The sequence below is a fragment of the Rhodosalinus sp. genome, from assembly GCF_046542825.1.
Classification (GTDB): domain Bacteria; phylum Pseudomonadota; class Alphaproteobacteria; order Rhodobacterales; family Rhodobacteraceae; genus Rhodosalinus.
In genome coordinates this window covers 1-23,253 of the sequence record NZ_JBKHAQ010000040.1, presented here as the reverse complement: position 1 = coordinate 23,253, position 23,253 = coordinate 1, and the positions used below count along the sequence as shown (strand labels likewise).

The following is a 23,253-nucleotide window of genomic DNA, read 5'->3' as shown; positions in this document are numbered from 1 at the left end:
AAGGACCGGGCACGATGACGATCTGGAACCTGGGCTCGATCAACGCCGATTTCGCCTATGGCGTGCCGCGCCTGCCCGGTCCGGGAGAGACGCTGGCGGCCGGGAGCCTGACGCGCGGGCTGGGCGGCAAGGGGGCGAACCTGTCGGTCGCGGCGGCGCGCGCGGCGGCGCGGGTGGTGCATGTGGGCGCCGTGGGCCCGGACGGGCGCTGGGCGGTCGAGCGGCTTCTGGAATACGGGGTGGACACGCGGCACATCGCGGAGGTGGGCGAAGTCACGGGGCACGCGGTGATCGCGGTGGACCCGGACGGCGAGAACTGCATCCTGATCTGGCCGGGTGCCAATGTCGCGATTCCGGAAGCTGCGCGGGACGCGGCGCTGGCCGAGGCGCGGGTGGGCGACCGGGCGGTCGCGCAGAACGAGACGAACGGGCAGGCTGCCTGGCTGGGCACCGCCAAGCGGCTGGGGCTTTCCACGGCCTATGTCGCGGCCCCCTTCGATCCGCAGGCGGTAGGCGCGGTGCTGGAGGACGTGGACCTGCTGATCCTGAACGAGGTGGAGGCCGCACAGCTCGAGGCGGCGCTGGGGCGGCGGGTCTCGGACCTTGGCGTGCCCGACGTGCTGGTGACGATGGGCGCGGAGGGCGTCCGCTGGCACGGCGCGGGCGGCGCGCGGGACTTCGCCGCGCCGCGGGTCGAGGCGGTGGATACCACCGGCGCGGGCGATACCTTTGCCGGGTATGTCCTTGCGGGGCTCGACCGGGGGATGCCGATGGCGCAGGCGATCGGACAGGCGCAGGTGGCGGCCGCCCTGATGGTGGCGCGGCCCGGAACCGCCGACGCGATCCCCGACCTGAAGGAGGTGCAGGACGCGCGCCTGGGCCCCTAGGCCGGCCGCGGCGGCAGCGAGCGCGCGGCGCGGGTCACGCCGTAGGCCATCAGCGCGCTGGCCACCAGGAAATAGCCCGCGATGCCCACGAACTGCGTCTCGATGCCGATGCCGGCGTCGATCAGCGTGCCAGTCACGCCCGGCCCGATGGCCGAGCCCAGCACCATGACCGCCGCCGCCATCGCCTTGATCGCGCCCAGGTGGCGGGTGCCGTAGAACTCGGCCCAGAAGGCGTTGGGCAGGGTCGCGTTTGCCCCTGTCGTGAGCGCCATGAAGACCAGGCCCGGCAGCGCCAGCGCAGGCGTGGGCGCGGCAGCGAGCAGCAGGAAGGCCGCCACCATCGGCAGCTGGAACCACGGCATCAGCCGCGCGGTGCCGAAGCGGTCGAGCGCCCAGCCCGACAGCAGCATCGCCGCCACCGAGGTGCCGGTGTAGACCGGGAACAGCGCGACCAGGTCCAGATGGCGCCACCCCTTCACCTCGGCAAGATGAACCTGCTGGAAGAAGAAGGCGGTGTTGAAGGCGGCCGGGCCAAGCAGCGCAGGCACCATGCACCAGAAGAGCCAGTGGCGGAACGCGCCCACCCGCGTCCAATGTGCGGCGCCCATGCCAAGGCTCATGCTGCTTTCGGCCATCGCCGCCGGCAGCCGTTCGCGCCGCAGAAGTGCCAGCAGCAGCGGGATGCCGGCGAGCGCCACCGCCGCGGCGACCACCCAGAGCGTGCGCCAGTCGGCGGCGACCAGCAGCGACACGAAGATCAGCGGCAGGAAGGCCTCGCCCGCCGCGAAGCCCATCGTGGCGGTCGACAGCGCGCGGCCGCGGGTGGCCACGAACCAGCGCGCCATGGCGACAAGGGCGATGTGGCTGGTCATGCCCTGTCCGGCGAAACGCAGCAGGAAGATCGCCACAGGCAGCGCCCAGAGCGCCGGCACCGCGGCCATGAAGAGACAGGCGCCCGCCAGCAACACCAGCACTGCGGCACCGAGCGCCCGGGCGCGGAAGCGGTCGGTGAGGACCCCGGCGAACAGCATCGCCAGCGCGGAGGCGCCGGTGCCGGCCGTGTAGATCAGCCCCCAGGCCCCGTGCGAAAGGCCGAACTCCGCCCGGATCTCGCCTGCGAAGACGGCGATGAAGAAGGTCTGTCCGAAGCTCGACAGGAAGGCCAGCAGAACGCCTGCGGCGAGCCAGGGCGCATTGGCGCGCAGAAAGCGGAGATAGCCCATCAGGCCCCCTTGCGCTGCCGCCGTGCAAGGTGCAAGGCCCGGAATGATACCAAGGCATGCCGGACATGTTGACTTCATGCGGCCTGCGCTAAACTGTGCGATCGATCCAACCCCGGAGGAGAGAGCCATGACTCTGAGAGCCACGACCCTTCTGTTTGCCGCGTCCTTCGCGGCGCCCGTGTTCGCGCAGGATGCCGGCGATCCCGAAGCGGGCGAAAACCTGTACAACCGCTGCGCCGCCTGCCACATGATCCAGAGCCCCGACGGCGAGATGATCCAGCGCGGCGGCCAGGTCGGCCCGAACCTCTGGGGTGTCGCGGGCGGCCCCGCTGCACAGGTCGAAGGGTTCCGCTATGGCGATGGCATCCTCGACGCGGCGGAGATGGACCTCGAATGGACCGAGGAGAACTTCGTCGCCTACACCGAAGATCCGCAGGGCTTCCTTCGCGAATATACCGGCGACAGCGGCGCCAGGTCCAAGATGACCTTCCGGCTCCGCGAGGGCGCCGCGGACCTCTACGCCTACCTGCTGGAGGTTGCCCCGCACGAGGACGCTGGCGGAAGCTGATCCTGTCCGCGCCTGACCGATCGGAAGCGCCGCCGCCCGTTATGGACGGCGGCGTTGTTTTTTGGCCTGTAGCCGTCTACTCCGCGACGATGGTCGCCTGCCGTGTCAGGCCGAAGATGGATCCGAACAGATCGAAGATCGTCTGCGCCTTGGTGACCGGCGACTCGGTCGCCAGCACGGTATCACCTGGATTGATCTGGAAGTTGCGCGCGGCAAAAAGGCCGTCGGCGGTAGTGAGATTGAAGGTGAAGATCACCTGCGGATGCGTCGGCCCCGGAGATTTGCCGACGACCTCGGGGGGGAATTCGCGCAGCACCAGCACGCCTTCGGGATCGGCCCGCTGGTCCGACAGGCCCCCCATGAGAGAGACGGCTTCGAGCGCGCTCAACTCCTCGGCCGGGAAGGGTATCAGGTCCTCGGTGCCGGCAGCACCCAGCGCCGTGAAATGGCGGTCGTCCTCCTGCACCACGATCTTGTCACCGCCCTGCAGCAACACGTTGTGCGACGCATCGGCGAAGAGACGGTCCGCCCGGATCTCGTAGGCGTCGGAGCCGCGGATGAGCCGCACCAGCGGGTTTTCCAGGCTTCCGATGATGCCGCCGCCCGCGGCCAGGGCGCTGAGGATCGTGTAGTCGCGCGAGGGCAGCGGATAGCTGCCCGGCGACGCGACACCGGATACCAGGTCGACCGAGTTTTCCGCGCCCTGTTCGATGGACAGCTGCACCTGCGCCGACGGCACGATGTCGACAAGCGCGTCCTGCACGCGGGCGCGCGCCTCCTGCGGCGTCGCGCCGGAGACCACCACCTCGCCCACATAGGGCACGAAGATCGTGCCCGACGCCGAGACCTCCATGGGTTCGAGCACGATGTTCTTCTGCCCCGGCGTGGTCAGCAGCGAGTTGTCCTGGCTATCCCAGATCACGAGGTTCACCATGTCGGCGCGCCGGATGATCGGCGATCCAGGGCCGCGGCCCGCGGCGAGCCAGCGATAGCTTCCGCTCCATCCGGTGACGGGCCAGTCGGCCAGCACCGGCACGATGTCGCGGGTCACCGGAATCACTTCGAAGCTTGGAATGTCGGCGTTCTCCTCGCGGAGGATTTCCGACTGAAGTGCCGCCCCGCGCGGCAGGCTGCATGCTGCAAGAACGACCGTGGCGGTCAGTACAAGCAACGCTCGACGGCGGTTGCGCACCTCGGATACCCTCCGGTTCTTACTGGCGGCAGGGTCCGGAGGCCCCTGCGACAGCCAGACCCCGTCGTGTCAGGCCCGACACAGCCCTCTTTACTTGCCCCGAGAACTGGGCGACGCACAAGAGAGAGCGACGCGGTATTTGCATGGCCCTGGCGGGCATGGTGCCCTTCGGGCAACAGGGCGGGCGGTATGACACCGGCGAAACGGACCTTCGACATCGTGATCGCTCTGGGTCTGGGCCTGCTGCTTGCGCCCCTGATCGCGGCAGTCGCGCTGGTTGTGCTGCTACGGGACGGCCGACCGGTGCTGTACCTCTCGGAGCGGATGAGGTCGCCGCAAAGGCCGTTCCTTCTGTGGAAGTTCCGCACGATGACCGTGGCTGAGAACGATTCCGGCGTGTCGGGAGGGGACAAGACGGCGCGTATCACGCCCACGGGGCGGATCCTGCGCCGCCATCGCCTCGACGAGTTGCCGCAGCTCTGGAACGTGCTGCGCGGCGACATGAGCTTCGTCGGCCCGCGACCGCCGCTGCGCCGCTATGTCGAGGCCTTCCCGGAGCTTTATGCCGAGGTGCTCCGCGCGCGACCCGGAGTCACCGGCCTCGCCACGGTCCTCTACCACGCCGAGGAAGAGCGGCTGCTTGCGCCGTGCCGGACGGCGGCGGAAACCGATGCCGTCTATTCCCGGCGTTGCGTCCCGCGAAAGGCGCGACTGGACAGGATATATGCCGCACGCCGGTCCGTCTGTTCGGATCTGTGGCTGATGTTTGCCACGATCCTGAAACGCCTGCCCGTCCTGCCTGGGCGCACACGACCGCGACGCCTGGCGCGGGAATAGGCAGGAAGCAGCCCTTCCTTCGCCGTTGCAGAATTTGTCCTTGCCCCTGCGGCAGATGGCAAACTAGTGTCGTCCTCGTGGGCCACTCGTTTCGCTGGATTTCCCGGCGTGCCTGGGGCGGGGACATCAGGCTGTGCCCCCGGATTCCTTGCCCCGCGCGGCGTGGCGGCTCCGCAGATTCGAAGATGGCGAGCGTTCGCCGGCGATTGATTGATCTTTTGGGGGCGGCGCATGCTTTACGAACTCTGCACGACGCTGAGCCGGCGGCAGAAAGGCGCAATCCTTCTCGCGGTCGACCTGCTCACGATGGTCGTCGCCTTTCTTCTGGCGCAGGCGCTGTTGCTCGGTCACGTCCCGGTGGGGGACGATTTCGTGGCAGGGCTGCCTTTTCTCGCCGCGATGGTGGCGGTGGGCGGGGGCCTGACGCTGCACCTCGGGCTGCACCGCATCAAGCTCAACGCCTACGAGATGCAGGGCTTGCGCGGCACCACGGGTGTCGCCGCCGCCATGGGCGCCGCAGGTGTCGTGATGAACCTGCTCGTTGTCAGGAACATGCCCGACCAGCTGTTCATCCTGCACGGGATGATGTTCCTGATCCTGTCCGTGGCGGGGCGGCTCGGCCTGCGCTCCTTCGTCCTCTGGATCTATGTCACCGGGAAAGCGCGGAAGCGCGTGCTGATCTACGGCGCCGGCCAGACCGGGCAGCAGCTGGCCACCGCGCTGCGCACCGACGACACCCTGCTCCCCGTCGCCTTCGTCGATGACAATCCCACGCTGCAGAGCCTCACGATCGCCGGGCTGAAGGTGCATTCGCCGCTGCAGTTGCCGCAGATCGTGCGCGAGCAGGAGATCGACCGCGTCGTGCTGGCCATGCCGTCGGCCGGACGGCCGGCGCAGGCCAGGATTTCCCGACGCTTGCGCAACCTCGGCTGCGAGGTGCAGACGCTGCCGTCGTTCGCGCAGCTCGTGCTGGACAAGGCGCAGCACAGGCCCGTGACCCGGGCGGAACTGGGCGAGCTACTGGGCCGCAGCCGGATGGAAGAGGAGCTACCGGAAGTCAGGCACACCTATCGCGGACGGTCGGTTCTGGTCACCGGTGCCGGAGGATCGATCGGCGCCGAACTCTGCCGCCAGGTCGTGGCAGCGGGGCCGCGCAGGCTCGTGCTGCTCGATCACAGCGAGCCGTCGCTCTTCAACGTCGAGCGCGAGCTTGCCGACATGGAGGCCGGTGTCGAGATCGTGCCGGTCCTTGGATCGGTGTGCGACAAACCGCTGGTCACGCGGGTGCTGTCGGAAAACGACGTGGATGTCGTGCTGCATGCGGCGGCCTACAAGCATGTCGTTCTGGTGGAGAAGAACAGCGTCGAGGGCCTGCGCAACAACGTGCTCGCCACCAAGCAGGTTGCCGATGCCGCCCGTGACGCGGGCGTGGAACGCTTCATCCTGATCTCGTCCGACAAGGCGGTCCGTCCCAGGGGAATAATGGGCGCCTCCAAACGGTTTGCGGAACTGATCGTCCAGGATCTGGCGACACGATCCGGCGGCACGCGCTTCTCCATGGTGCGCTTCGGCAACGTGCTCGGCTCGTCGGGATCCGTCATTCCGATCTTCGAGGAACAGATCGCCCGCGGCGGTCCCGTCACCGTCACACACGCCGACGTGACGCGCTACTTCATGACGGTGGCCGAGGCGGTGCGCCTTGTCCTGCTCGCCGGATGCTATTCGCGGGGCGGCGATGTCTTCGTGCTGGACATGGGCTCGCCCGTCGCGATCCAGCAGGTCGCGCGGCAGATGATCGAGGGGGCGGGCTACACAGTGCGCGGACCGGACAATCCCGACGGCGACATCGCGATCGAGTTCATCGGCCTGCGGGACGGCGAGAAGCTGAGCGAGGAGCTGCTGATCGGAAGCGACATGCTCACCACGCCGCACCCAAAGATCCTCCGCGCGCAGGAAAACCACCTGTCCGAACTGGAAATGGCAAGCGCGCTTCAGGACCTTCGCAAGGCGATCGAGGCGCAGGACGCGGGGGCTGCGGCATCGCTGGTGTGGCGCTGGATCGAGAAATGCGATCTGACCCCCCGATCGACGACCATCAACGAGTGACCGCCGCTCCGGCTGCCCGGTGTCCGGGCGCGCGCGCCCGGTGACGCGATTGCCGCGATCAGAACCGCAGGACCCGAAGATCCACCTGGGCCAGCAGATCGCTTCCCCACTGGCTCGAGACGACGGCCCGGCCGTCCGGGTCGATCATGTATGTGTTGGTGAACTGCCGCCCGCGACGACCCGTGCAGCTTTCCGTGACTTCGGTGGCCGTCGTGGCGATCGCGCCGACCTCCACGCGTCGCGTCTCGCCCGGCGTCACGCGGCAATCGAGCACCACCTCGTAGGTCGCATCCTCGGCGTTGAGAAAGCGCATGATCCGCGTTGCCTGGCCGGCACGGCGGGCGGAGATCAGCGCGCGCACGGCGTCGATGTCGACGGACATCAGGTCGCCGCCCATTCCGCGGGTTGCCGTGAGGAATCCATCGCGCAGCGTGATCGTCTGCCGCGCGCCGGTGGCGAAGGTCGTGTAGGGACCGTTGTCCTCGATCCCGATCATGATCGCGGAGTTTCCTGTCACGCTGAAGCGCGCATAGAGCAGCGGCTGGTCCGTCTCCCGGACTGCCGCGCTGATCTGTTCGGGGCCGACCGTGGGCGGCGGCCCGCCGGTCCGCTGCTCGATGACACCCTGCAGGACCCGTTGAAAGGCCTTCGCGCGGTCGGCCGACTCGGTGCCCGACCCGCAGCCCCCGAGCGTGAGCGCCACCAGCGCGGCGGCGCCCAGAACTGCAAGCTTGCGCCCCCCGCTCATCTCCAGAATCTCCCCCAGGTCTTGGCCACTTCCGGGCCGTGATAGTCACGCACCGTGTCGTAGAGCCGGTCGCGCACGTTCAGACGGGCGCCACCGTCGCGGGTGAGCGACTGTATGCGGATCGTGTTGGAGGCGCGTGTGGGCGCGTTCGTGACACTGCTGAGCGGGATGGTGATCCGGATCCCCTTGTCGAAGGAGCCCTCTCCGAAATCGTCGAAAGGCACGTCGGTGAAGGTCGCGTAGGCGCCGACCCGCCATCCGTTGCCGAACTCCCGGTCCAGGGACACGGTCGCGCCCCAGTCGCCGGCAAGATAGCGGCCGACGTCGAGCTGTCCGTGAAAGCCGCTGCCAAGGTCGTAGTAGGCCGAGAGGTGACCATTCACCGTGGGGATCGTGCCGCCGGGCGTATCCCTGTCGCGCAACCCGAAAAGCTGGTCGAAATCCCGTGGCTGGACGTAATTCACCTCGGCCCCGACCGCGAGGCGGCTGTCCACGGGCTTCCAGAGCAGTTCGCTGGAGACGCCGGCATACATCTTCTCCAGATAGCCTGCCGTAACGCGGCTGTAGAGGTCGCGCCCAGGCCGGCCATGGTGCGCGAGGGTCAGATACTCGATCGCGGGATCGCCCTCGATCGTGTAGCGGCGCAGGTTTGTGCGGACATAGGGCAGGCCGGAGGTGCCCTGCCGGGTCACCGAGTCGAGGTTTCCGCCGGCTTTCTTGGTCACCGAGCCGGCGAGAACCAGCCCGGGCGAGAGCCGGTATTCCGCCTCGAACCGCGCGCCGATATCCGCGCGGACCGGATTGTCCGGATCGAAGACGCTCAGAGCCAGATAGGGGCCGACGGACCAGGCGAACCGCGGATAGAGATCGGGATCCGCCGCCGGTGCCGCGCGCCATGCGTCTTCGATCCGGGCCCGCGCCAGCATCTCGGCCGCGGCCTCGTTCTCCAGCTGTTCCAGGTCGCCGCGCCGTATCGTGACCTTGCTCAGCGGCATGCCGTTCTCGACGGGAACGATCACGAATTCCTCGACAGACTCCGGCAGCGTCCGCGTCATCGCCCGCGCGGTGCGCCCGATCGCCTGCGAAACCGCGCCATAGGTCGGGTTGCGCATCCGCACCGTGGCGCGGCGCGGCTCCAGTTTCATCCCCTCGAAGACCAGGTTGTCGCGGGCCATCGTCTGCGCCAGCGTCGCGCGCGCCCGGGTCTGTGTGGCCGGCTCGGTGGTCCATCCCAGCTCTTCCGCGCCGGCCGGCGGGCGCACCGCGACAGGCACGGGGCCGGGCTCCAGCCCGCCCGGCGTTCCGGCACGGCGTGGATTGAAATGGAACGTGACCTGTGCGCCGACCTCTTCGCCGTAGAGGTGATAGAGCGACAGCTGGATGCCGTTGTCGAAACGGTAGTCGAGTCCGAAGTTCCACGGGGAGGAACCGCGGAAGGTGCCGTCGCGCCGCTCGTGTCGGTAGTCGTCCGAAGAATACTCGGCGGTGAAGGTCAGGCGGCGGGTCGGCGACCATTCGACGCCGCCGAAGGCCGCGACGTCTCCGCGGAACCAGCGGTCATAGGTGGGCAGGCCGCCTTCCCCCAGCACCTCGTCCGCCCGTTTGCCAAGCGTGCCCAGCGGGTTGCGGCTCCCCAGACGCCCCCAGCCAAGCCCGCCGGTGACCCTCAGCGCCGGTGTCATCGCCTTGGTCGCGACGATGTATTCGCCCCCGTAGAGCCCGGTGCCAATGAAATCCTGCAGCCCCGCGACGACGGAAGGGCGGTACCGCCCTTCGGTCAGGATCTGGTAGCGCAGGTCGAAGCTGCGGTCGTAATAGCGCGAAGCCGTCCAGTCCCCCGGATAGAAGTCCGCGATCGACGCGTATCGGAAGGCGCCGGACAGCCGCGGCGTGATCTGGAACCGAAGCGTTGTGCGGGCATTGCCCCCGAAATAACCAAGCGTCGTCGACAGGGTGCCATCGGGCATGACGCCCGCGCTTGGCATGTCGACAAGGCCGGGAACCCCGTAGAGGTTGAAGCTTTCGCTGCGGGAATCCTGCGCTGCGGCTGTGCCGGCGAAGAGGACGGCAAGACAGGCTCCAAGATATCCGCCTGTCAGAACTGGACGACGCGACGAGATTCTGCGGGGCACGCGTTTGGTCATCCGGACCCTCTCCTGTCCCTTCCTTGCCGTGCTAGGCCAGTTGTGCCGTCAAGTCCACTTTGCCGGCGCGCGGCAGCGCCGTGCGTTGCACCCGGGGCACGAGTTCGGCGCCCGCGTTAACGTCTGCTCAATGCGGTGCGGCTAACACGGACCCCGGGTGAGAAATTGTGGGTGAGACATGGCGACCGACAGCAATGTCGCGCCGGTCATCATCAGGAAGAAGCGGCGTCAGAAGGACGCGCATGCGCATCACGGCGGCGCCTGGAAGGTCGCCTATGCCGATTTCGTGACGGCCATGATGGCCTTCTTCATGCTGATGTGGCTGCTGAACGCGACGACGGAACAACAGCGCAAGGGAATCGCGGACTATTTCAGTCCGTCGATCCCGATCGCCAGGGATTCGGGCGGCGGCGACGGGCCCCTGTCAGGGCACAGCGCCTTTGCCGAGTCCCTGCGCTCCCGGTCGGCAGGTGGCGGGGTCCTGAGCGAAAACGCGGACCGGCGCGCGTCCGACGGCCTCCCGGATCCGGTGATGTCTGACCACGCGCGCCCGCGCGACGACGCCGGGCTGGACGCGCTCGAGGAGGCTCTGCGCGGCCGCACAGGCGAAAGCCTGGCGGACGACGATCAGATGCGGCACATCGTGACGCGGGTGACCGATCAGGGGCTGATCGTCGAGCTGTTCTCGTTGCCAGGCGCACCTCTGTGGGACGCGGCTGGCCCCACAGAGCTGCTGCGCGGCCTTGCGGGGGTCGTGGCGCGGGCATCCGGTATCGTGGAGAATTCCGTCTCGGTCGAGGCGCACGTCCGTGCCCGACCCGTCGTGCTCGCCGCGAACACCTCCTGGGAAGACAGCGCCGCGCGCGCGCAGGGACTGCGCCGCCTGCTTGAAGCGACGGGGCTGCCTGCGCGTCGCGTGCATCGCGTCACCGGCCATGCGGACAGGCGCCCGGCAACGGCCGACCCGATGGCGGAGCGCAACGACCGGTTCGAGATCGTCTTCCTGCGGCAAAAGGGCGGCTGACGCAGGCTGCCGCGCGCACCGCGTCGCACGCATTTTAGCTGTTAGGGCGCTCTTAAGCGTCCGGCGATACCGCTGGGGCGTCTCCCGCTTCCGACAGCAGAAAGGCGTGTCCATGACGATCTCCTCCTCGCTCAACGCCGGCATCGCGGCGCTGATGGCCTATGGCAGCCGCCTGGCCAGCATTTCCGACAACGTCGCCAACGCATCGACCTACGGCTACAAGCGCTCGCAGACGGACTTCCAGTCGCTGGTGCTGTCGAATTCGGGGCGCGGCTATGCCGCGGGCGGCGTGCGCGCCACCAACGTCCGCCTGATCGACGAACGCGGGGCGGTGGTCGGTACCGACAACTCCACCGATCTCGTCGTGCGCGGCCGCGGCTTTCTCCCGGTGGCGCGCGAGGCGGACATCGCGCAGGGCGGACAGCCGCCGATGCTGCTGGGCACTACGGGGTCGTTCCGCACGGACGCGGAGGGCTATCTTCGCAGTTCGTCGGGTCATGTCCTGATGGGCTGGCCGGCCAATCCCGACGGCTCCATTCCCACCTTCCCGCGCGACACGGCGGACGGACTGCAGCCGGTGCAGATCAACGCCAACCAGTTCTTCGGCGAGCCAACGACGCGCATGAGCCTGGGCCTCAACCTGCCCGCGGGGGAGACGCAGGCAGGCGCTTCGGGCGCCCGGCAGACCCTGTCGGTGGAATATTTCGACAACCTCGGCGCCTCGGAGAACCTGGAATTCGACTTTACCCCGACCGTCCCCGGCGCGGGGTCTTCCAACGAATGGACGATGACCATCACCGACGCCGCAACCACCACGGTGGTCGGCGAATACCTCCTCACCTTCGACGACAGCCGCAGCGAAGGCGGCACGCTCGACACGGTCACGACCCTCACCGGCGGTCCCTACGATCCTGCCACCGGCCTGCTCGGCGTGAATGTCGCCGGCGGGCCGGTCGAGATCGACATAGGCATGCCCGGCGACCGAGATGGCGTCACCCAACTGTCCAGCGCCTTCGCCCCGCTCGCGATCGACAAGGACGGCTTTCCCGTCGGCAACATGACGGAGATCGCGGTCGACGAAAGCGGCTATGTCTCGGCGGTCTTCGACACCGGCTTCTCGCGCCGACTCTATCAGATCCCGCTGGCAGACCTGCCCAATCCCAACGGCATGATCTCGCTCGACGAGCAGACCTATCTGCCCTCGCCCGACAGCGGATCCTATTTCCTGTGGGACGCCGGCGACGGTCCCACCGGCGACATCGTCTCCAATGCGCTCGAGGAGTCGGCGACCGACGTGGCGCGCGAACTGACCGACATGATCCGTACGCAGCGCGCCTATTCGTCCAGCGCGAAGGTGATCCAGACGGTGGACGAGATGCTGCAGGAAACCACCAACCTCAAGCGCTGATCGCGCGCACCGGGAGCTGAATCATGAGCCTGAGCGCCTCGCTGCATACCGCCCTGTCGGGCCTTGCCGCGGCCACACGCGCCGCCGATGTCGTCTCTTCCAACATTGCCAACGCGCTGACCCCCGGCTTTGCTGCGCGATCCCTCGCCCTCTCCGCGCGCGCCGGCGACGACGTCGGCGGCGTGCAGGTCGTGGGCGTAGAGCGCGATGTCGATCCTGCGCTGCTGGGCGACCGGCGCCGTGCGGATGCTGCCCTGGGGGACGCGCAAGCACAGGCCGACTTCCTGACGCGGCTTGGGGAGATCCTGGGCGCGCCGGACGACCCTGGCGCGCTCTCCGCGCGTATCACCGGCTTCGAGGCCGCGCTGACCTATGCTGCCGGCGATCCGTCCGCGCCGCAACGCCTGGAGGGCGCGGTCGATGCCGCCGAGCGCCTTGCCGCCGGTCTGCGCGCCGCCTCCGCCGAGGTGCAGGCGCAGCGGACCGGGGCCGACGCCGCGATCGGCGACATGGTGGACCGGCTCAATGCCGGATTGGCGCGCGTCCAGGGACTCAACCGCGCCGTGGCCGCTGCCACCGCCCGGGGCGAGGATATCGCCGGGCTCCTCGACCGTCGTCAGCGCGAGATCGATGCGCTCTCGGAGATCGTTCCGCTGCGCGAGGTCGCACGCCGCGGCGGCGCGGTCGCGCTCTATACAGCCGGCGGTGCGGCGATGCTCGACGGCACACCCGTGACGATAGGGTTCGATCGGTCGCCGGTCATCACGCCCGGCATGACGATGGCGGTCGGTGCGCTGTCGGGTCTCACGATCGACGGACGCGCCGCGGCACCCTCCGCCATCGCCGGCGGTCGCATGGAAGGCATGTTCGCTGTGCGTGACGATCTGGCGGTGTCTGCACAGACCGGACTGGATGCCCTGGCGCGCGATCTGGTGGAGCGCCTCGAGGGCATTCCCGACGCGACCCGCGCGCCGGGCACACCCGCCCTTTTCACCGATGCTGGCGCCGCCTTCACGCCCGCTGGCGAGAGCGGCCTTTCGGCGCGGATCGCCGTGAACGATTCGGTGCGTCCCGACGCCGGCGGCGCGGCCTGGCGGCTGCGCGACGGCCTGGGTGCGGCGGGGCCTGGGACGCCGGGCGGCAGCGGCCTGCTTGAGGCGATGCGCACGACCCTCGCCGAGGCGCGCGCGCCGGCCTCGGGCGGTTTCGGCCCCGCGCCACGTGGCCTCGCCGCACTGGCAGCCGATCTCGCGGGCCAGGCGGCCGGCCGGTTGCAGGATGCCGAGGCCCGCCAGAGCCACGCCGCGGCCAGGCACGCCCAGCTCACCGCTGCCGAGGCGCGCCGCGGCGTGGACACCGACGCCGAGATGCAGAGCCTGCTCGTCATCGAGCAGCTCTACGGCGCCAACGCACGGATGATCCGTACGATCGACGAAATGATGGACACGCTGGTGAGACTATGACCCTCAATGCCCCGCGCCTGGGCGACATGGCCCAGTCCCTGACGCTGCGCAGCCACGCAGCACGCCTCAAGGCCGACCTTGCCGACCGCAGTCAGGAAGTGGCGACCGGCCGCGCCGCCGATCTCGTCCGCCATCTTGGCGGTGATACCGCGCGGCTCGCGGCCCTGGAGCGGGATCTTGCCATGACCGCCCCCCTCCGTCGGCTGCAGGCAGAGGCGGCGTCGCGCGCGGCCGCGATGCAGACCGCCCTCGAGAGCATCCAGTCGCGGCTGGAGCCGCTCGGGGCGACCCTTCGCAATGCCGCGAGCGCCGGAGTGCCCGCGGAGATCGCCGCCGCGACCGGTGAAGCGCGCGACGCCTTCGGGGCGGCCGTGGCGGCGCTCAACACCTCGGCGGCCGGGCGCAGCCTCTTCGCCGGCGGGGCGGTGGGCGGACCGGCCATTGCGCCCGCGGAGGACATGCTGGACGACCTGCGCGCCGCCATCGGCGGCGAGACCGACGCTGCCACCATCGCGGGTCTCGTGCGCGACTGGTTCGCGCCCGGCGGCGGTTTCGAGACGGCGGGATACCTCGGAGCGACCGAACCGGCGGCGGCGGTCCCCCTGGGGCAGGCCGAGACGGTCGCGCTCGACCTGCGGGCCGACGACCCGACCCTGCGGGGGGTCCTGGCGGCCGCTGCGCTGGGCGCTCTCGCCGCCGATCCCGCGCTGGACCTGCCCGAGGCCACGAGCCGCGCGCTCTTCGGCGCGGCGGCGGCCGACGCGATGGCCGTGCGCGACCCGATGACCGAGTTGCGGGCCGCGCTGGGGACGAAGGAGGCGCGCATCGAGCAGGCGGGCGTGCGGCTGCAGGCGGTGCGCGCCGGCGCCGAAATGGCCCGCGCCGCGCTCGTCGGCGTCGACGAATACGAGGCGGCAACGCGCGTCGAGGCGCTGGGCCACAAGCTTGAGAGTCTCTACGCCGTCACGGTGCGCCTGTCCCGGCTCACCCTTCTGGAGCAGCTTCGGTGAGGGCCGCGGCGCGCGCGGGCGTGGCGCTCCTGCTGTGCCTTCTGTCCGGAATGGTGGCTGCCAGCCCGGTCAGGATCAAGGACCTGGTGGAATTCGACGGAGTTCGGGGCAACGATCTGGTGGGCTACGGTCTTGTCATCGGGCTCAACGGTACGGGGGACGGGCTGCGCAACGCCCCTTTCACCGAAGAGATCATGACGAACATCCTCGAGCGGCTTGGCGTCAATGTCTCGGGAGAGCAGTTTCGCCCGCGCAATGTCGCAGCCGTCTTGGTCACCGCGGAACTGCCGCCCTTCGCGCGGGCGGGCGGACGGATAGATGTGACCGTCTCGGCGATCGGCGATGCCAAGAGCCTCCTGGGCGGCACGCTGGTCATGACGCCGCTCAACGCAGCGGACGGCGAGATCTACGCGGTGGCGCAGGGCACGGTGATTGCCGGCGGCGCCAGCGCCGAGGGCGATGCCGCGCAGGTGGTGCAGGGCGTGCCCACCTCGGGCTCGATCCCTGCCGGCGCGCGCGTGGAGCGCGAGGTGCCCTTCGACTTCGGCGACCTGCGCAGCGTGCGGCTTGCCTTGAGAGAGCCCGATTTCACCACGGCGGGCCGGATCGAGGCGGCGATCAACCGCGACTTCGGCCGCGAGGTGGCCGTGATGCTCGACAGCGGCACCGTGCGGCTCGACATCGGACGCACCGGTGCGCGATCGCCGGCGCATGCGCTCGGCCGGGTCGAGAATATCGCCGTGCTGCCGGAGCGCCGTGCGCGGATCGTGGTCGACCAGCGTTCGGGCACGATCGTGATGGGCGAGGACGTCCGCATTTCCCGCGTGGCGGTGGCCCAGGGCGGGCTCACGCTGCGGATCGCGGAGACGCCGCTCGCCGTGCAGCCGAACCCCTTCGCGGGAGGCGAGACGGTGGTCGTGCCGCGCACGGACGTCGATCTCGAGGAAGAAGAGGGCGTGGGCCTTGCCGAGTTGCCAGAGGGCACCTCGCTGTCGGAGGTGGTCGCGGGGCTCAATGCGCTGGGTGTCTCCCCGCGCGACATGATCGACATCCTCAAGAGCATCAAGGCGGCCGGCGCGCTGCACGCGGAATTCGTCGTCCGGTGAGGCCACGGGCCCCGGCGGTCGCGCGAGGGCGCGGGCGATCGGGGGCCTCGCCCGCGCAGGACTGGGCGCAGGACCCTCTGCCCTCTCCAAAGGCCGTTGCGCGACAACGCGCTCATGCGCGCCGGCGATCCCTGCAGAGCTCCATGCAGAGGCCGCACCCCTCGTATCTGCCGTTGACCGGGGCAATCCTGCCAGCGACGCCTCGGGGCATACCCCGACCCGGTCAACCCGGGCTCGAACCCGTCGAGGTGCCGTTTCCCGGCTCGGAGCCCTCGGCGCGGGATCGTCCCGCCCTGCGCCTTTCGTCGTCCTGCGTCTTCCGCGCAGCGATGGCAAAGCGCGATGCCGCCTTTGCGCTGCGCCCGGCCGGGCGCGGGTCTCTGATCGCAGGCGGAATGCCGCGAGGATGCAGCGGTTGCGGATCAGGGCGCTGACACGGTGCGCGGCTCGCGCTACATGTAGCTCCGGACAAGGGCGTCCGCGAGAAGACTCCAGCCGTCCGCGACCACGAAGAAGGCCAGCTTGAACGGCAGGGCAACGATCGCCGGAGGCACCATCATCATCCCGATCGACATCAGAACAGCCGCCACGACCAGGTCGATGACGAGGAACGGCAGGAAGATCAGGAACCCGATCTGAAAGGCGCGGGCGATCTCGGAAAGCATGAAGCTGGGCACGAGCACCGAAAGCGGCATCGCCTCGGGGGCGGTGTCCGCGGGTTCGCCGCGCAGATCCGCCATCGCGGCCAGCGTGCCGCCATCCACGCGATTGACCATGAAGCCGCGGAAAGGATCGAGCGCCGCGCCGAAGGCGGGCTCGAGCGCCATCCGGCCGTCGATCATTGGCTCTATTCCGTCGGCCCAGGCCGCCGCGAAGACAGGCTCCATGATGTACCATGTGAGAAAGAGCGCAAGGCTCACGATCAGCATGTTCGGCGGGGACTGCTGCAGCCCCAGCCCTTGGCGCAGGATCGAGAGAACGGTGACGAGGAACGGAAAGCACGTGATCATGACCGCGATCCCGGGCGCCAGGCTCAGGACCGTGATCAGCAGGATAAGCTGCAACCCGCGGGCGGTGAGGCTGCCGTCCTCGCCGAGACCGATGGTGATTTCCTGGGCGCCTGCCGTGCCCGCCGCAAGGATGGCCGTCGCACCCAGAGCAACGCCGGCAAAGTGTTTGCCCGTCCTCATGCGAGGCCGGCCTCCAGATCCGTGACCTCGGTGAGGCGCACGGCGAGCTGGCCCTGCCGGTCGCCGTCCAGTTCCTCGAGCTGCCCGCGCGCGATCAGCCGGTCGCCGACATAAAGTTCGACCGGGTCGTCGACGCGGCGGTCGAGCGTGAGCACCGCATTCTCGCCCAACTGCAGGAGATCGCGGATCAGCGGCCGCGCACGGCCGACGCAGACGGTGATCTCGATCGGTACCGCGGTGAACATGCGCGCCGTTTCGCTGAGCGGCACGGGGTCGGGCCGGTCATCCATGTCGTCTCTCCGTCTCGGTCTGGTGGAAATAGGCGCGGATCGCCTCGCGCATCGCGGTGATCGCGGCGTCGAGGTCGATCGCCCGCTCGGCGGCTCCGAAGGCAAGCTCCGCCTGCCCCGCCCCCAGCATCGGGTCGGTCCGCAGCCGCACGGGGAACGGCAGGTCCTCCTCCAGCAGCGACGCGACCGCAGCCTCGCTTTCGGGCGCAACGGTGATCTCGGCCACCCCTTCGGCGGTGCTGCGCGCGAGGGCGGTAAGTTGCTCGGCCAGGTGGGCACCGAGCGAGGCCTGCGCGATCCCGGGCAGCAGGGCGTCGGAGATCCGCTCGAAGATCGGGGCCAGGGACCGGCTGATCTGCGCGTAGGCTTCCTGATAGGTGAAGGACATGTCCTGGAGGTTGCGCGCGAGGTCCGCCCGGACCCGCGCCTCATCCTCGGTCTGCGCTTTCGCGGCGTCGTCCCAGCCGGCGCGATAGCCTTCCTCGAAGGCTTCGAGGCGCCGGATCTCGGCGGCCTCGGCGTTCAGGATCTCGTCCGCGTCGCTGCCAGCGTCCGCAGCCCCGAAATCCGGCAGAAGATGCGCGATCGACATCAGGCGCGCTCGCGGTCGTCGTCAAGCCAGCTGGAAAGGATTTCCATGGTTTCCTCACGGCGCTCCTCGATCAGTTCGCGCAGCCTGTCGACGGGGGGTGTCTCGCCGCGGGTGGTCCCCTCCGCCTCGGCCGCGACGGGCAGTCCCGCGTCGCCCAGCCCAAGCGGCTGGAACGGTCCGGTCTCGACGACGCCGTCGAGCGGCGCGCTTTCGGCGGGGGCTTCGCCCACGCTTTTCTCGGCAGGGGCCGGGATCAGGCCGGCGTCCGACCGGTTGGCCGGCGGCCGGGCCAGCATCGGCCGCAGAACGAAGAGCGCGAGGACGATCGTGACCAGCGCCAGGACGCCAAGCTGGGCAAGCCGCATCGGGTCCAGCGCCAGCGCAGCGGCCCAGCCCCGGCCCGGCGCCGTGCCCGCGACCTCGGGTATCTCTGCAAGCGGCATCGCGCGGATGGTGATCTCGTCGCCGCGCTCCGGATCGAAGCCCACGGCTGCGGCGACCAGCGCGCGCAGCCCCTCGAGTTCGGTGTCGTCGAGCGCCGCGGCGGCGGCGGTCGCCTGTGTGCCGTCCGTTGGTGGGGCCACCGCACCGACCAGAACCGCCACCGTCAGCCGGCGAATCGCCCCCGGCCCGCGCAGCACCTCCCGCTCTGTCTGCGACACCTCGTAGTTCACCCGCTCGCGCGTGCCGCTGTCGCTGCTGGTGCGGCGGTCTCCCGTCGCGGCATCGCCGTCGGGCAGGTTCGAGGCCACGGTGACGTCGCCACCGCCATCCTCCGAGCGCGAGGTGCTCTCCTCGGTGTCGGTCGCGATGGCAACACGGCTTTCGGGGTCGATCAGGCGTTCGCGGATCGTTTCCTGTTCGGTGACCGCCTCGACGGCGATCTCGACGACCGCGTTGCCAGGGCCCACGCGGGCCTCGACCAGCCGCAGGACCCTTTCGCGCAGCAGGGCGGCCCGGTTTTCCGCATCGCTGCCGTCCGGCTGTCGCGCGTCGCCCTGGCCCACAAGGCGCCCGGCGCCGTCGATCACCGCCACGTCTTCGGCGGCCATCCCGGGCACGGCAGAGGCCACCAGGTAGCGAAAGGCGCGGGCCTGTTCGGGCGCGATCTCATCCCCGCGCATGGTCACGGCGACGGAGGCGGTGGGGCGCAGGTCACGACGGAAGCGGGTCGAATCGGTGTGGGCGATATGGACCCTCGCGGAGGCGATGCCCGGGCTCGCCATGATGGTCCGCGTGAGCTCGCCTTCCTTGGCGCGCCAGTAGGCGGCATCGAACATCTGGCTCGTCGTGCCGAATCCGGTCAGCGAATCGAGCAGCTCGTACCCCTGCGCGGTATTGGCAGGCAGTCCCTCGCCGGCGAGCGTCATGCGCAGCTGGTCGCGGTCCTGCGCGGCCACGAAGATCGAGTCGCCGCGCACGTCGAACACGGCGCCGCGCGCCTCGAGCGCGCGCACCACTTCGCCTGCCGCCGCCTCTTCCAGCCCGCCATAGAGCAGCGACATTGCGGGTTGGGCCGCCATCCGCGCCATCGTCAGCACCGCCGCGAACACCGCGACCGCCGCGCCGACCGCCACCGCCCGCCGCATCGGGCTGAGCGTGCGCCAAAGGGAAAGGAACTGATTCACCGCCGGCCTCCTGACCGCCGAACCTTCTGTCCGGTCTCGGGGCCAGTGATGGGCCATCCCGCTTAACAATCGGTTAGCCCTTGGCTGCGAAGATGCCTGACATCGAAAGGAGGACTCGCGACATGTCCGACGCGCCCGATTCCGATGCCCCGCCGAAGCGCCGCAGCCGGCTGCCCCTCGTCCTTGGCCTCGTGCTCGCGCTTGCCGGCGGAGCGGGGGGATTCCTTGCGGTGCGGGCAGGCATCCTGCCGCTCTCCGGCATCGCGCAGGCGCAAAAGGAGACCCCGGAGCAGCCTGCGCCCGCGCGGCTCGGGGCCGTGGCCTTCGTGCCGCTCGATCCGATCGTCGTGTCGCTGGCCCCGGCCGCGGCGGGCCGGCACCTGCGGTTCACCGCCGAACTCGAGGTCACGCCGGGCCATCGCAAAGAGGTGGAAGCGCTGCGCCCGCGGGTGATCGACGTGCTGAACGGCTACCTGCGCGCCCTGGACGAGAGTGACCTCGAATCCCCGGGGGCGCTGGTGCGCCTGCGCGCGCAGATGCTGCGCCGCGTGCAGATGGTCACCGGGGAGGGTCGGGTACGCGACCTGCTGGTGATGGAATTCGTGATGACCTGAGGACCGAAGAATGGATCTGATCGCCGATATCCTGCTGGCCGCCGGCGCGTTGGGCGCCGGACTCTACTGCTTTGTCCTGGCCCGACGTCTCGCCCGGTTCAACGACCTCGAGAACGGGGTGGGCGGAGCGGTCGCCGTGCTGTCCGCGCAGGTGGACGACCTGGCCCGCACCCTGGAGACCGCGCGCAGTGCGGCGGACCGGTCGAACGGGTCGCTGGACGAGCTGACCGGCCGCGCGGAAACCGTTGCCAAGCGGCTGGAGCTGCTCGTGGCGTCGATGCATGACCTGCCCGAGGCCGGCGCACCGCCCAAGACGCCGGAGGCGCCGCAGGGAGAACCGGTGTTTGCCCGGCGGGCCGTTGGCGAGTCGGCGCGATGAGCGCCCGGAGGGCCGCGCCGCCCGCGGCGACCCGTCGCCAGCCTCGCCGGCGCAGGCGCGGTACGCTGGCCGTCATTGCTGCGCTGCTGATCGGCTCGGCGGTGGTGCGCCTTGGAACCGAAGCGGGACAGGCCATCGCCCGCACATCCGAGGATGCGCCTCGGCCGGAGGCCGAGGCGGCGTCGGGCTGCGTGCCTGCGTCCGACATCGAGCGCGTGCTGGAGACCCTCTCCGAACGGGAAACGCGGATCGCCGCCCGCGAACAGGAGATCGACGCGCGGATGCAGGCGCTGTCGATCGCGAACCGCGAGATCGATACCCGGATGGCCGAACTCGAGGCGGCCGAAGAGGCCCTGCGCGAGACGATCGCGCTGGCAGAGAGCGCCGCGGAAGAGGACCTCGCCCGTCTCACCGAAGTCTACGAATCCATGAAACCCAAGGAGGCCGTGCCGCTCTTCGAGGCGATGGCGCCCGAATTCGCCGCCGGGTTCCTGGGCCGGATGCGTCCGGACGCAGCGGCCGGAATCCTGGCCGGCATGGGGCCGGACGCGGCCTATGCCATCAGTGCGCTGCTTGCCGGTCGCAATGTCGGAGCGCCAACGGAATGACGACCGCGGCTCTGCGCGCAGACCGGCGCTCACCGCGCCTTAACCCGGGACGTGCAAGCTTCGCGCGGGGTCTGCGGCAGGAGGGAAGGGAATGATCGGCCTCGTCGGCATCGTCGTCGTCTTCGTGATGGTCTTCGGCGGCTACACGCTGGCCGGCGGAAAGTTCGGCATCATCCTGAACGCGCTGCCTTTCGAACTCATGATGATCCTCGGTGCCGCCACGGGCGCCTTCCTGATCGGCAACGACGCATCGGTCGTGAAGCGGACGGCGCGCGATCTGCCGCGGCTGTTTCGCGGCGCCCGCTGGAAGCCGCAGGACTACCGCGATCTGCTTTGCCTGCTTTTCCAGCTCATTCGCGTCTCGCGCCAGGACCCGGTGGCCGCCGAAGAGCACATCGAGAACCCGAAGGAGTCCGCGATCTTCGCGCGCTACCCGCGGATTCGCGCAGACCGGGAGGCCGTCGCCCTGATCGCCGACACAATGCGCGCCGCGTCGATGAACTACGACGACCCCCACCAGGTCGAAGAGGTGCTGGAAAAACGGATGGAAGCGGCCACGCACGACGCCCTGCGGCCCAGCGAGGCGCTGCAGACCGTGGCCGACGGGCTACCCGCGCTTGGCATCGTCGCGGCCGTTCTCGGGGTCATCAAGACGATGAGTTCCATCGACCAGCCGCCGGAGATTCTCGGCAAGCTGATCGGCGGCGCGCTCGTTGGAACCTTTCTTGGCGTCTTCCTCGCCTATGGGTTCGTCGGCCCCTTCGCGGCGCGTCTGCGCACGGTGGTCGAGGAAGACGCCCATTTCTATCAGCTCATCCGCGAGGTCTTGGTCGCAAACCTGCACAACCATGCGACGAACCTCTGCATAGAGGTCGGCCGGCAGAACGCGCCCGAACACTTCCGGCCTTCCTTCGCGGAACTGGAGGACTCGCTCAATGCGCTCAAGGCAGAGGCTGCGTAATGGGCCGTTCAAACGGCTTTCCGACCGGGATCGAAGGCGTCGCGGTGCCGCGCGAGCGCGATGAGGGCCTGTGCGTGGCGTTGCCGTCTTGCTGCGCGACGACCGGTCTGCCCGGATCCACGGCACCGCGAGCCCTCGGGCGGGGTTTCGCAAAGTGCGACAGACGGTGGGCGCAAGAGCGCGTGCCACCGCGACAGATTGCGGCGCCGTATCCGTCGTTTCCGCCCGGGTCGCGTCCGCTACGGCGCTGCAGACCGGCGGCCGGGTTCACCGGCGAGGGATCAGGATGATGCGCGTGGTTGTGACCCTTTTCATCGTGGTGCTGCTGGCAGGTGCGGCGCAGGCACAGCGCGTTGCGGTACGCGGAGGAGAGCACCCGGGATTCACCCGACTCGTTCTGGACCTGCCGGAAGCCATGCCCTGGGAGATTTCACGCGAGGGCGACAGGGCAACCATCGCCCTGCAACGCGACCTTTCCTTCGACCTGTCCGATGCGTTTACGCGCCTCAGCGAAGACCGCGTTGCCGGGCTCATGAGCGGTCCTGACGCCGGGGAGCTCTCCCTCCGCCTGGGGTGCGCCTGCCAGCTGCAAAGCTTCCTGCACGACGGTCGGATGCTCGTCATCGACATCCGGGACTCTGCGGAAGTGCCGCCGGCCCCGAGGGCCGCAGCGCTGCCGTTGCTGCCCGCGCGGCGCGACCAGGGCAAGCTGCCGGACGGTGTTGCATTCCCCGGCGCACGGAGCGTTCTCGCACCGGCAGAACGGCGACTCGCCCAGGCGCTCGGGCGCGCCGCAAGCCAGGCGATCCTCGTGCCGTCCGGATCGGCGGCGAACGGCGCCGGCGGTGTCTTGCCCGGACTGCCGACCCCCGGGGGAACCGGCGACGAAAACGTATCGCAGCTTGCCTTGCGCGGGCCTTTCCAGGCGGCGCCACCGGATGCTGCACAGAACCCGGCTGCCGGCCCCGGCGGGCCGGATTGCGTGCCGGACCGGCTTCTGGAGGTCGCGTCCTGGTCGGACGGCACCCCCTTTCCCGACCAACTCGGCCGCCTTCGCACGTCGCTCTATGACGAGGTCGACCGGCCCGCCCCCGAAGTCGCCGCGGCGCTCGCGCAGCTCCTGGTGCACATGGGTTTCGGCGCAGAGTCCCGTACCGTCCTGCCATTGGCAAGGGATGCACTGTCTGACCGGAACGCGCGGACGCTGACCTCGATGGCCGAAATCCTCGACCGGGTGGGTCTGCCCGCCCCCGACGATCGTGCGCGACGCACGCC

General features: G+C 69.5%; 21 protein-coding genes and 1 pseudogene. 14 read left to right on the top strand and 8 right to left on the bottom strand.

Annotated features, from left to right (window positions below):
* Window positions 1–14: 14 nt before the first annotated feature.
* Window positions 15–887, top strand: coding sequence for a ribokinase (locus tag ACLFOB_RS07370; RefSeq protein WP_410925657.1), 873 nt, complete (start codon window positions 15–17; stop codon window positions 885–887).
* On the opposite strand, the gene ACLFOB_RS07365 is transcribed toward ACLFOB_RS07370, so the two are convergent.
* On the bottom strand, window positions 884–2,110 hold the full coding sequence (locus tag ACLFOB_RS07365) for an MFS transporter (RefSeq protein ID WP_410925655.1): 1,227 nt from the start codon (window positions 2,108–2,110) through the stop codon (window positions 884–886). The genes ACLFOB_RS07370 and ACLFOB_RS07365 overlap by 4 nt on opposite strands.
* 127 nt (window positions 2,111–2,237) lie before the next feature.
* On the opposite strand from ACLFOB_RS07365, the gene ACLFOB_RS07360 reads away from it, so the two are divergent.
* Complete coding sequence (locus tag ACLFOB_RS07360; RefSeq protein ID WP_410917154.1) at window positions 2,238–2,678, top strand: cytochrome C; 441 nt, start codon at window positions 2,238–2,240, stop codon at window positions 2,676–2,678.
* A 76-nt stretch (window positions 2,679–2,754) separates the two neighbouring features.
* Here ACLFOB_RS07360 and ACLFOB_RS07355 read toward each other — a convergent pair whose 3' ends face one another.
* Complete coding sequence (locus ACLFOB_RS07355) at window positions 2,755–3,870, bottom strand: polysaccharide biosynthesis/export family protein (protein WP_410917155.1); 1,116 nt, start codon at window positions 3,868–3,870, stop codon at window positions 2,755–2,757.
* Window positions 3,871–4,059: 189 nt separating this feature from the next.
* On the opposite strand from ACLFOB_RS07355, the gene ACLFOB_RS07350 reads away from it, so the two are divergent.
* Both ACLFOB_RS07350 and ACLFOB_RS07345 read left to right on the top strand, forming a co-directional pair.
* Window positions 4,060–4,707, top strand: a complete 648-nt coding sequence (locus tag ACLFOB_RS07350) for a sugar transferase (RefSeq protein WP_410917156.1) — start codon at window positions 4,060–4,062, stop codon at window positions 4,705–4,707.
* A 231-nt stretch (window positions 4,708–4,938) separates the two neighbouring features.
* Entirely contained in the window at window positions 4,939–6,813 is a 1,875-nt protein-coding gene (locus ACLFOB_RS07345; protein WP_410917157.1) for a polysaccharide biosynthesis protein, read from the top strand.
* Window positions 6,814–6,871: 58 nt separating this feature from the next.
* Here the strand turns inward: ACLFOB_RS07345 and ACLFOB_RS07340 are convergent, their stop codons facing one another.
* Both ACLFOB_RS07340 and ACLFOB_RS07335 read right to left on the bottom strand, forming a co-directional pair.
* The gene (locus ACLFOB_RS07340) at window positions 6,872–7,561 is read right to left on the bottom strand and encodes a YjbF family lipoprotein (RefSeq protein ID WP_410917158.1); all 690 of its coding nucleotides are present in this window, start codon (window positions 7,559–7,561) and stop codon (window positions 6,872–6,874) included.
* Window positions 7,558–9,705, bottom strand: a complete 2,148-nt coding sequence (locus ACLFOB_RS07335) for a YjbH domain-containing protein (RefSeq protein WP_410925654.1) — start codon at window positions 9,703–9,705, stop codon at window positions 7,558–7,560. The genes ACLFOB_RS07340 and ACLFOB_RS07335 overlap by 4 nt, the downstream gene beginning before the upstream one ends.
* 178 nt (window positions 9,706–9,883) lie before the next feature.
* On the opposite strand from ACLFOB_RS07335, the gene ACLFOB_RS07330 reads away from it, so the two are divergent.
* The 5 genes from ACLFOB_RS07330 (at window position 9,884) to ACLFOB_RS07310 (ending at window position 15,716) form a co-directional block, all read left to right on the top strand.
* Window positions 9,884–10,729 (top strand): flagellar motor protein MotB, encoded by an 846-nt coding sequence (locus ACLFOB_RS07330; protein WP_410917160.1) that lies wholly within the window; start codon window positions 9,884–9,886, stop codon window positions 10,727–10,729.
* Between the two features lie 112 nt (window positions 10,730–10,841).
* Window positions 10,842–12,137 carry a flagellar hook protein FlgE gene (locus tag ACLFOB_RS07325; RefSeq protein WP_410917161.1) on the top strand — a complete coding sequence of 432 codons (1,296 nt, stop codon included), beginning with the start codon at window positions 10,842–10,844 and terminating at the stop codon, window positions 12,135–12,137.
* A 23-nt stretch (window positions 12,138–12,160) separates the two neighbouring features.
* Window positions 12,161–13,600: a flagellar hook-associated protein FlgK gene (gene flgK / locus ACLFOB_RS07320; RefSeq protein ID WP_410925653.1), complete on the top strand. Its 1,440-nt coding sequence runs from the start codon at window positions 12,161–12,163 to the stop codon at window positions 13,598–13,600.
* Window positions 13,597–14,610, top strand: coding sequence for a flagellin (locus tag ACLFOB_RS07315; RefSeq protein ID WP_410925652.1), 1,014 nt, complete (start codon window positions 13,597–13,599; stop codon window positions 14,608–14,610). Before flgK ends, ACLFOB_RS07315 begins: the two co-directional genes overlap by 4 nt.
* 50 nt (window positions 14,611–14,660) lie before the next feature.
* The gene (locus tag ACLFOB_RS07310) at window positions 14,661–15,716 is read left to right on the top strand and encodes a flagellar basal body P-ring protein FlgI (RefSeq protein ID WP_410925656.1); all 1,056 of its coding nucleotides are present in this window, start codon (window positions 14,661–14,663) and stop codon (window positions 15,714–15,716) included.
* Between the two features lie 452 nt (window positions 15,717–16,168).
* Here ACLFOB_RS07310 and fliP read toward each other — a convergent pair whose 3' ends face one another.
* The 4 genes from fliP to fliF are packed head-to-tail and all read right to left on the bottom strand — an operon-like array spanning window position 16,169 to window position 19,416.
* Window positions 16,169–16,906: a flagellar type III secretion system pore protein FliP gene (gene fliP, locus ACLFOB_RS07305; protein ID WP_410916391.1), complete on the bottom strand. Its 738-nt coding sequence runs from the start codon at window positions 16,904–16,906 to the stop codon at window positions 16,169–16,171.
* Entirely contained in the window at window positions 16,903–17,196 is a 294-nt protein-coding gene (locus tag ACLFOB_RS07300) for a FliM/FliN family flagellar motor switch protein (protein ID WP_410916390.1), read from the bottom strand. The genes fliP and ACLFOB_RS07300 overlap by 4 nt, the downstream gene beginning before the upstream one ends.
* Entirely contained in the window at window positions 17,189–17,788 is a 600-nt protein-coding gene (locus ACLFOB_RS07295; RefSeq protein ID WP_410916389.1) for an ABC transporter ATP-binding protein, read from the bottom strand. Before ACLFOB_RS07295 ends, ACLFOB_RS07300 begins: the two co-directional genes overlap by 8 nt.
* On the bottom strand, window positions 17,788–19,416 hold the full coding sequence (fliF, locus tag ACLFOB_RS07290) for a flagellar basal-body MS-ring/collar protein FliF (protein ID WP_410916388.1): 1,629 nt from the start codon (window positions 19,414–19,416) through the stop codon (window positions 17,788–17,790). The genes ACLFOB_RS07295 and fliF overlap by 1 nt, the downstream gene beginning before the upstream one ends.
* A 122-nt stretch (window positions 19,417–19,538) precedes the next feature.
* Between fliF and fliL the strand changes: the two genes are divergently transcribed.
* The 5 genes and pseudogenes from fliL to ACLFOB_RS07265 all read left to right on the top strand — a co-directional run.
* Window positions 19,539–20,030, top strand: a complete 492-nt coding sequence (gene fliL / locus ACLFOB_RS07285) for a flagellar basal body-associated protein FliL (protein WP_410916387.1) — start codon at window positions 19,539–19,541, stop codon at window positions 20,028–20,030.
* Between the two features lie 10 nt (window positions 20,031–20,040).
* Complete coding sequence (locus ACLFOB_RS07280; protein ID WP_410916386.1) at window positions 20,041–20,409, top strand: hypothetical protein; 369 nt, start codon at window positions 20,041–20,043, stop codon at window positions 20,407–20,409.
* Window positions 20,406–21,017 (top strand): MotE family protein, encoded by a 612-nt coding sequence (locus ACLFOB_RS07275; RefSeq protein WP_410925651.1) that lies wholly within the window; start codon window positions 20,406–20,408, stop codon window positions 21,015–21,017. Before ACLFOB_RS07280 ends, ACLFOB_RS07275 begins: the two co-directional genes overlap by 4 nt.
* 91 nt (window positions 21,018–21,108) lie before the next feature.
* The gene (motA, locus tag ACLFOB_RS07270) at window positions 21,109–21,978 is read left to right on the top strand and encodes a flagellar motor stator protein MotA (RefSeq protein ID WP_410916384.1); all 870 of its coding nucleotides are present in this window, start codon (window positions 21,109–21,111) and stop codon (window positions 21,976–21,978) included.
* A gap of 289 nt (window positions 21,979–22,267) precedes the next feature.
* Window positions 22,268–23,253 (top strand): annotated as a pseudogene (locus ACLFOB_RS07265) (hypothetical protein); the annotation flags it as partial.

Bases quoted from the DNA above. Each gene is read 5' to 3' on its own strand.
- ACLFOB_RS07295 (WP_410916389.1), bottom strand. From the start codon at position 17,788: ATGTCGATCGCGCATCTTCTGCCGGATTTCGGGGCTGCGGACGCTGGC.
- ACLFOB_RS07310 (WP_410925656.1), top strand. From the start codon at position 14,661: ATGGTGGCTGCCAGCCCGGTCAGGATCAAGGACCTGGTGGAATTCGAC.
- ACLFOB_RS07335 (WP_410925654.1), bottom strand. From the start codon at position 9,705: ATGACCAAACGCGTGCCCCGCAGAATCTCGTCGCGTCGTCCAGTTCTG.
- motA (WP_410916384.1), top strand. From the start codon at position 21,109: ATGATCGGCCTCGTCGGCATCGTCGTCGTCTTCGTGATGGTCTTCGGC.
- ACLFOB_RS07345 (WP_410917157.1), top strand. From the start codon at position 4,939: ATGCTTTACGAACTCTGCACGACGCTGAGCCGGCGGCAGAAAGGCGCA.
- ACLFOB_RS07300 (WP_410916390.1), bottom strand. From the start codon at position 17,196: ATGGATGACCGGCCCGACCCCGTGCCGCTCAGCGAAACGGCGCGCATG.
- ACLFOB_RS07340 (WP_410917158.1), bottom strand. From the start codon at position 7,561: ATGAGCGGGGGGCGCAAGCTTGCAGTTCTGGGCGCCGCCGCGCTGGTG.
- ACLFOB_RS07315 (WP_410925652.1), top strand. From the start codon at position 13,597: ATGACCCTCAATGCCCCGCGCCTGGGCGACATGGCCCAGTCCCTGACG.
- fliP (WP_410916391.1), bottom strand. From the start codon at position 16,906: ATGAGGACGGGCAAACACTTTGCCGGCGTTGCTCTGGGTGCGACGGCC.
- ACLFOB_RS07365 (WP_410925655.1), bottom strand. From the start codon at position 2,110: ATGGGCTATCTCCGCTTTCTGCGCGCCAATGCGCCCTGGCTCGCCGCA.
- ACLFOB_RS07325 (WP_410917161.1), top strand. From the start codon at position 10,842: ATGACGATCTCCTCCTCGCTCAACGCCGGCATCGCGGCGCTGATGGCC.
- ACLFOB_RS07350 (WP_410917156.1), top strand. From the start codon at position 4,060: ATGACACCGGCGAAACGGACCTTCGACATCGTGATCGCTCTGGGTCTG.
- ACLFOB_RS07275 (WP_410925651.1), top strand. From the start codon at position 20,406: ATGAGCGCCCGGAGGGCCGCGCCGCCCGCGGCGACCCGTCGCCAGCCT.
- ACLFOB_RS07330 (WP_410917160.1), top strand. From the start codon at position 9,884: ATGGCGACCGACAGCAATGTCGCGCCGGTCATCATCAGGAAGAAGCGG.
- fliL (WP_410916387.1), top strand. From the start codon at position 19,539: ATGTCCGACGCGCCCGATTCCGATGCCCCGCCGAAGCGCCGCAGCCGG.
- flgK (WP_410925653.1), top strand. From the start codon at position 12,161: ATGAGCCTGAGCGCCTCGCTGCATACCGCCCTGTCGGGCCTTGCCGCG.
- ACLFOB_RS07370 (WP_410925657.1), top strand. From the start codon at position 15: ATGACGATCTGGAACCTGGGCTCGATCAACGCCGATTTCGCCTATGGC.
- ACLFOB_RS07360 (WP_410917154.1), top strand. From the start codon at position 2,238: ATGACTCTGAGAGCCACGACCCTTCTGTTTGCCGCGTCCTTCGCGGCG.
- ACLFOB_RS07280 (WP_410916386.1), top strand. From the start codon at position 20,041: ATGGATCTGATCGCCGATATCCTGCTGGCCGCCGGCGCGTTGGGCGCC.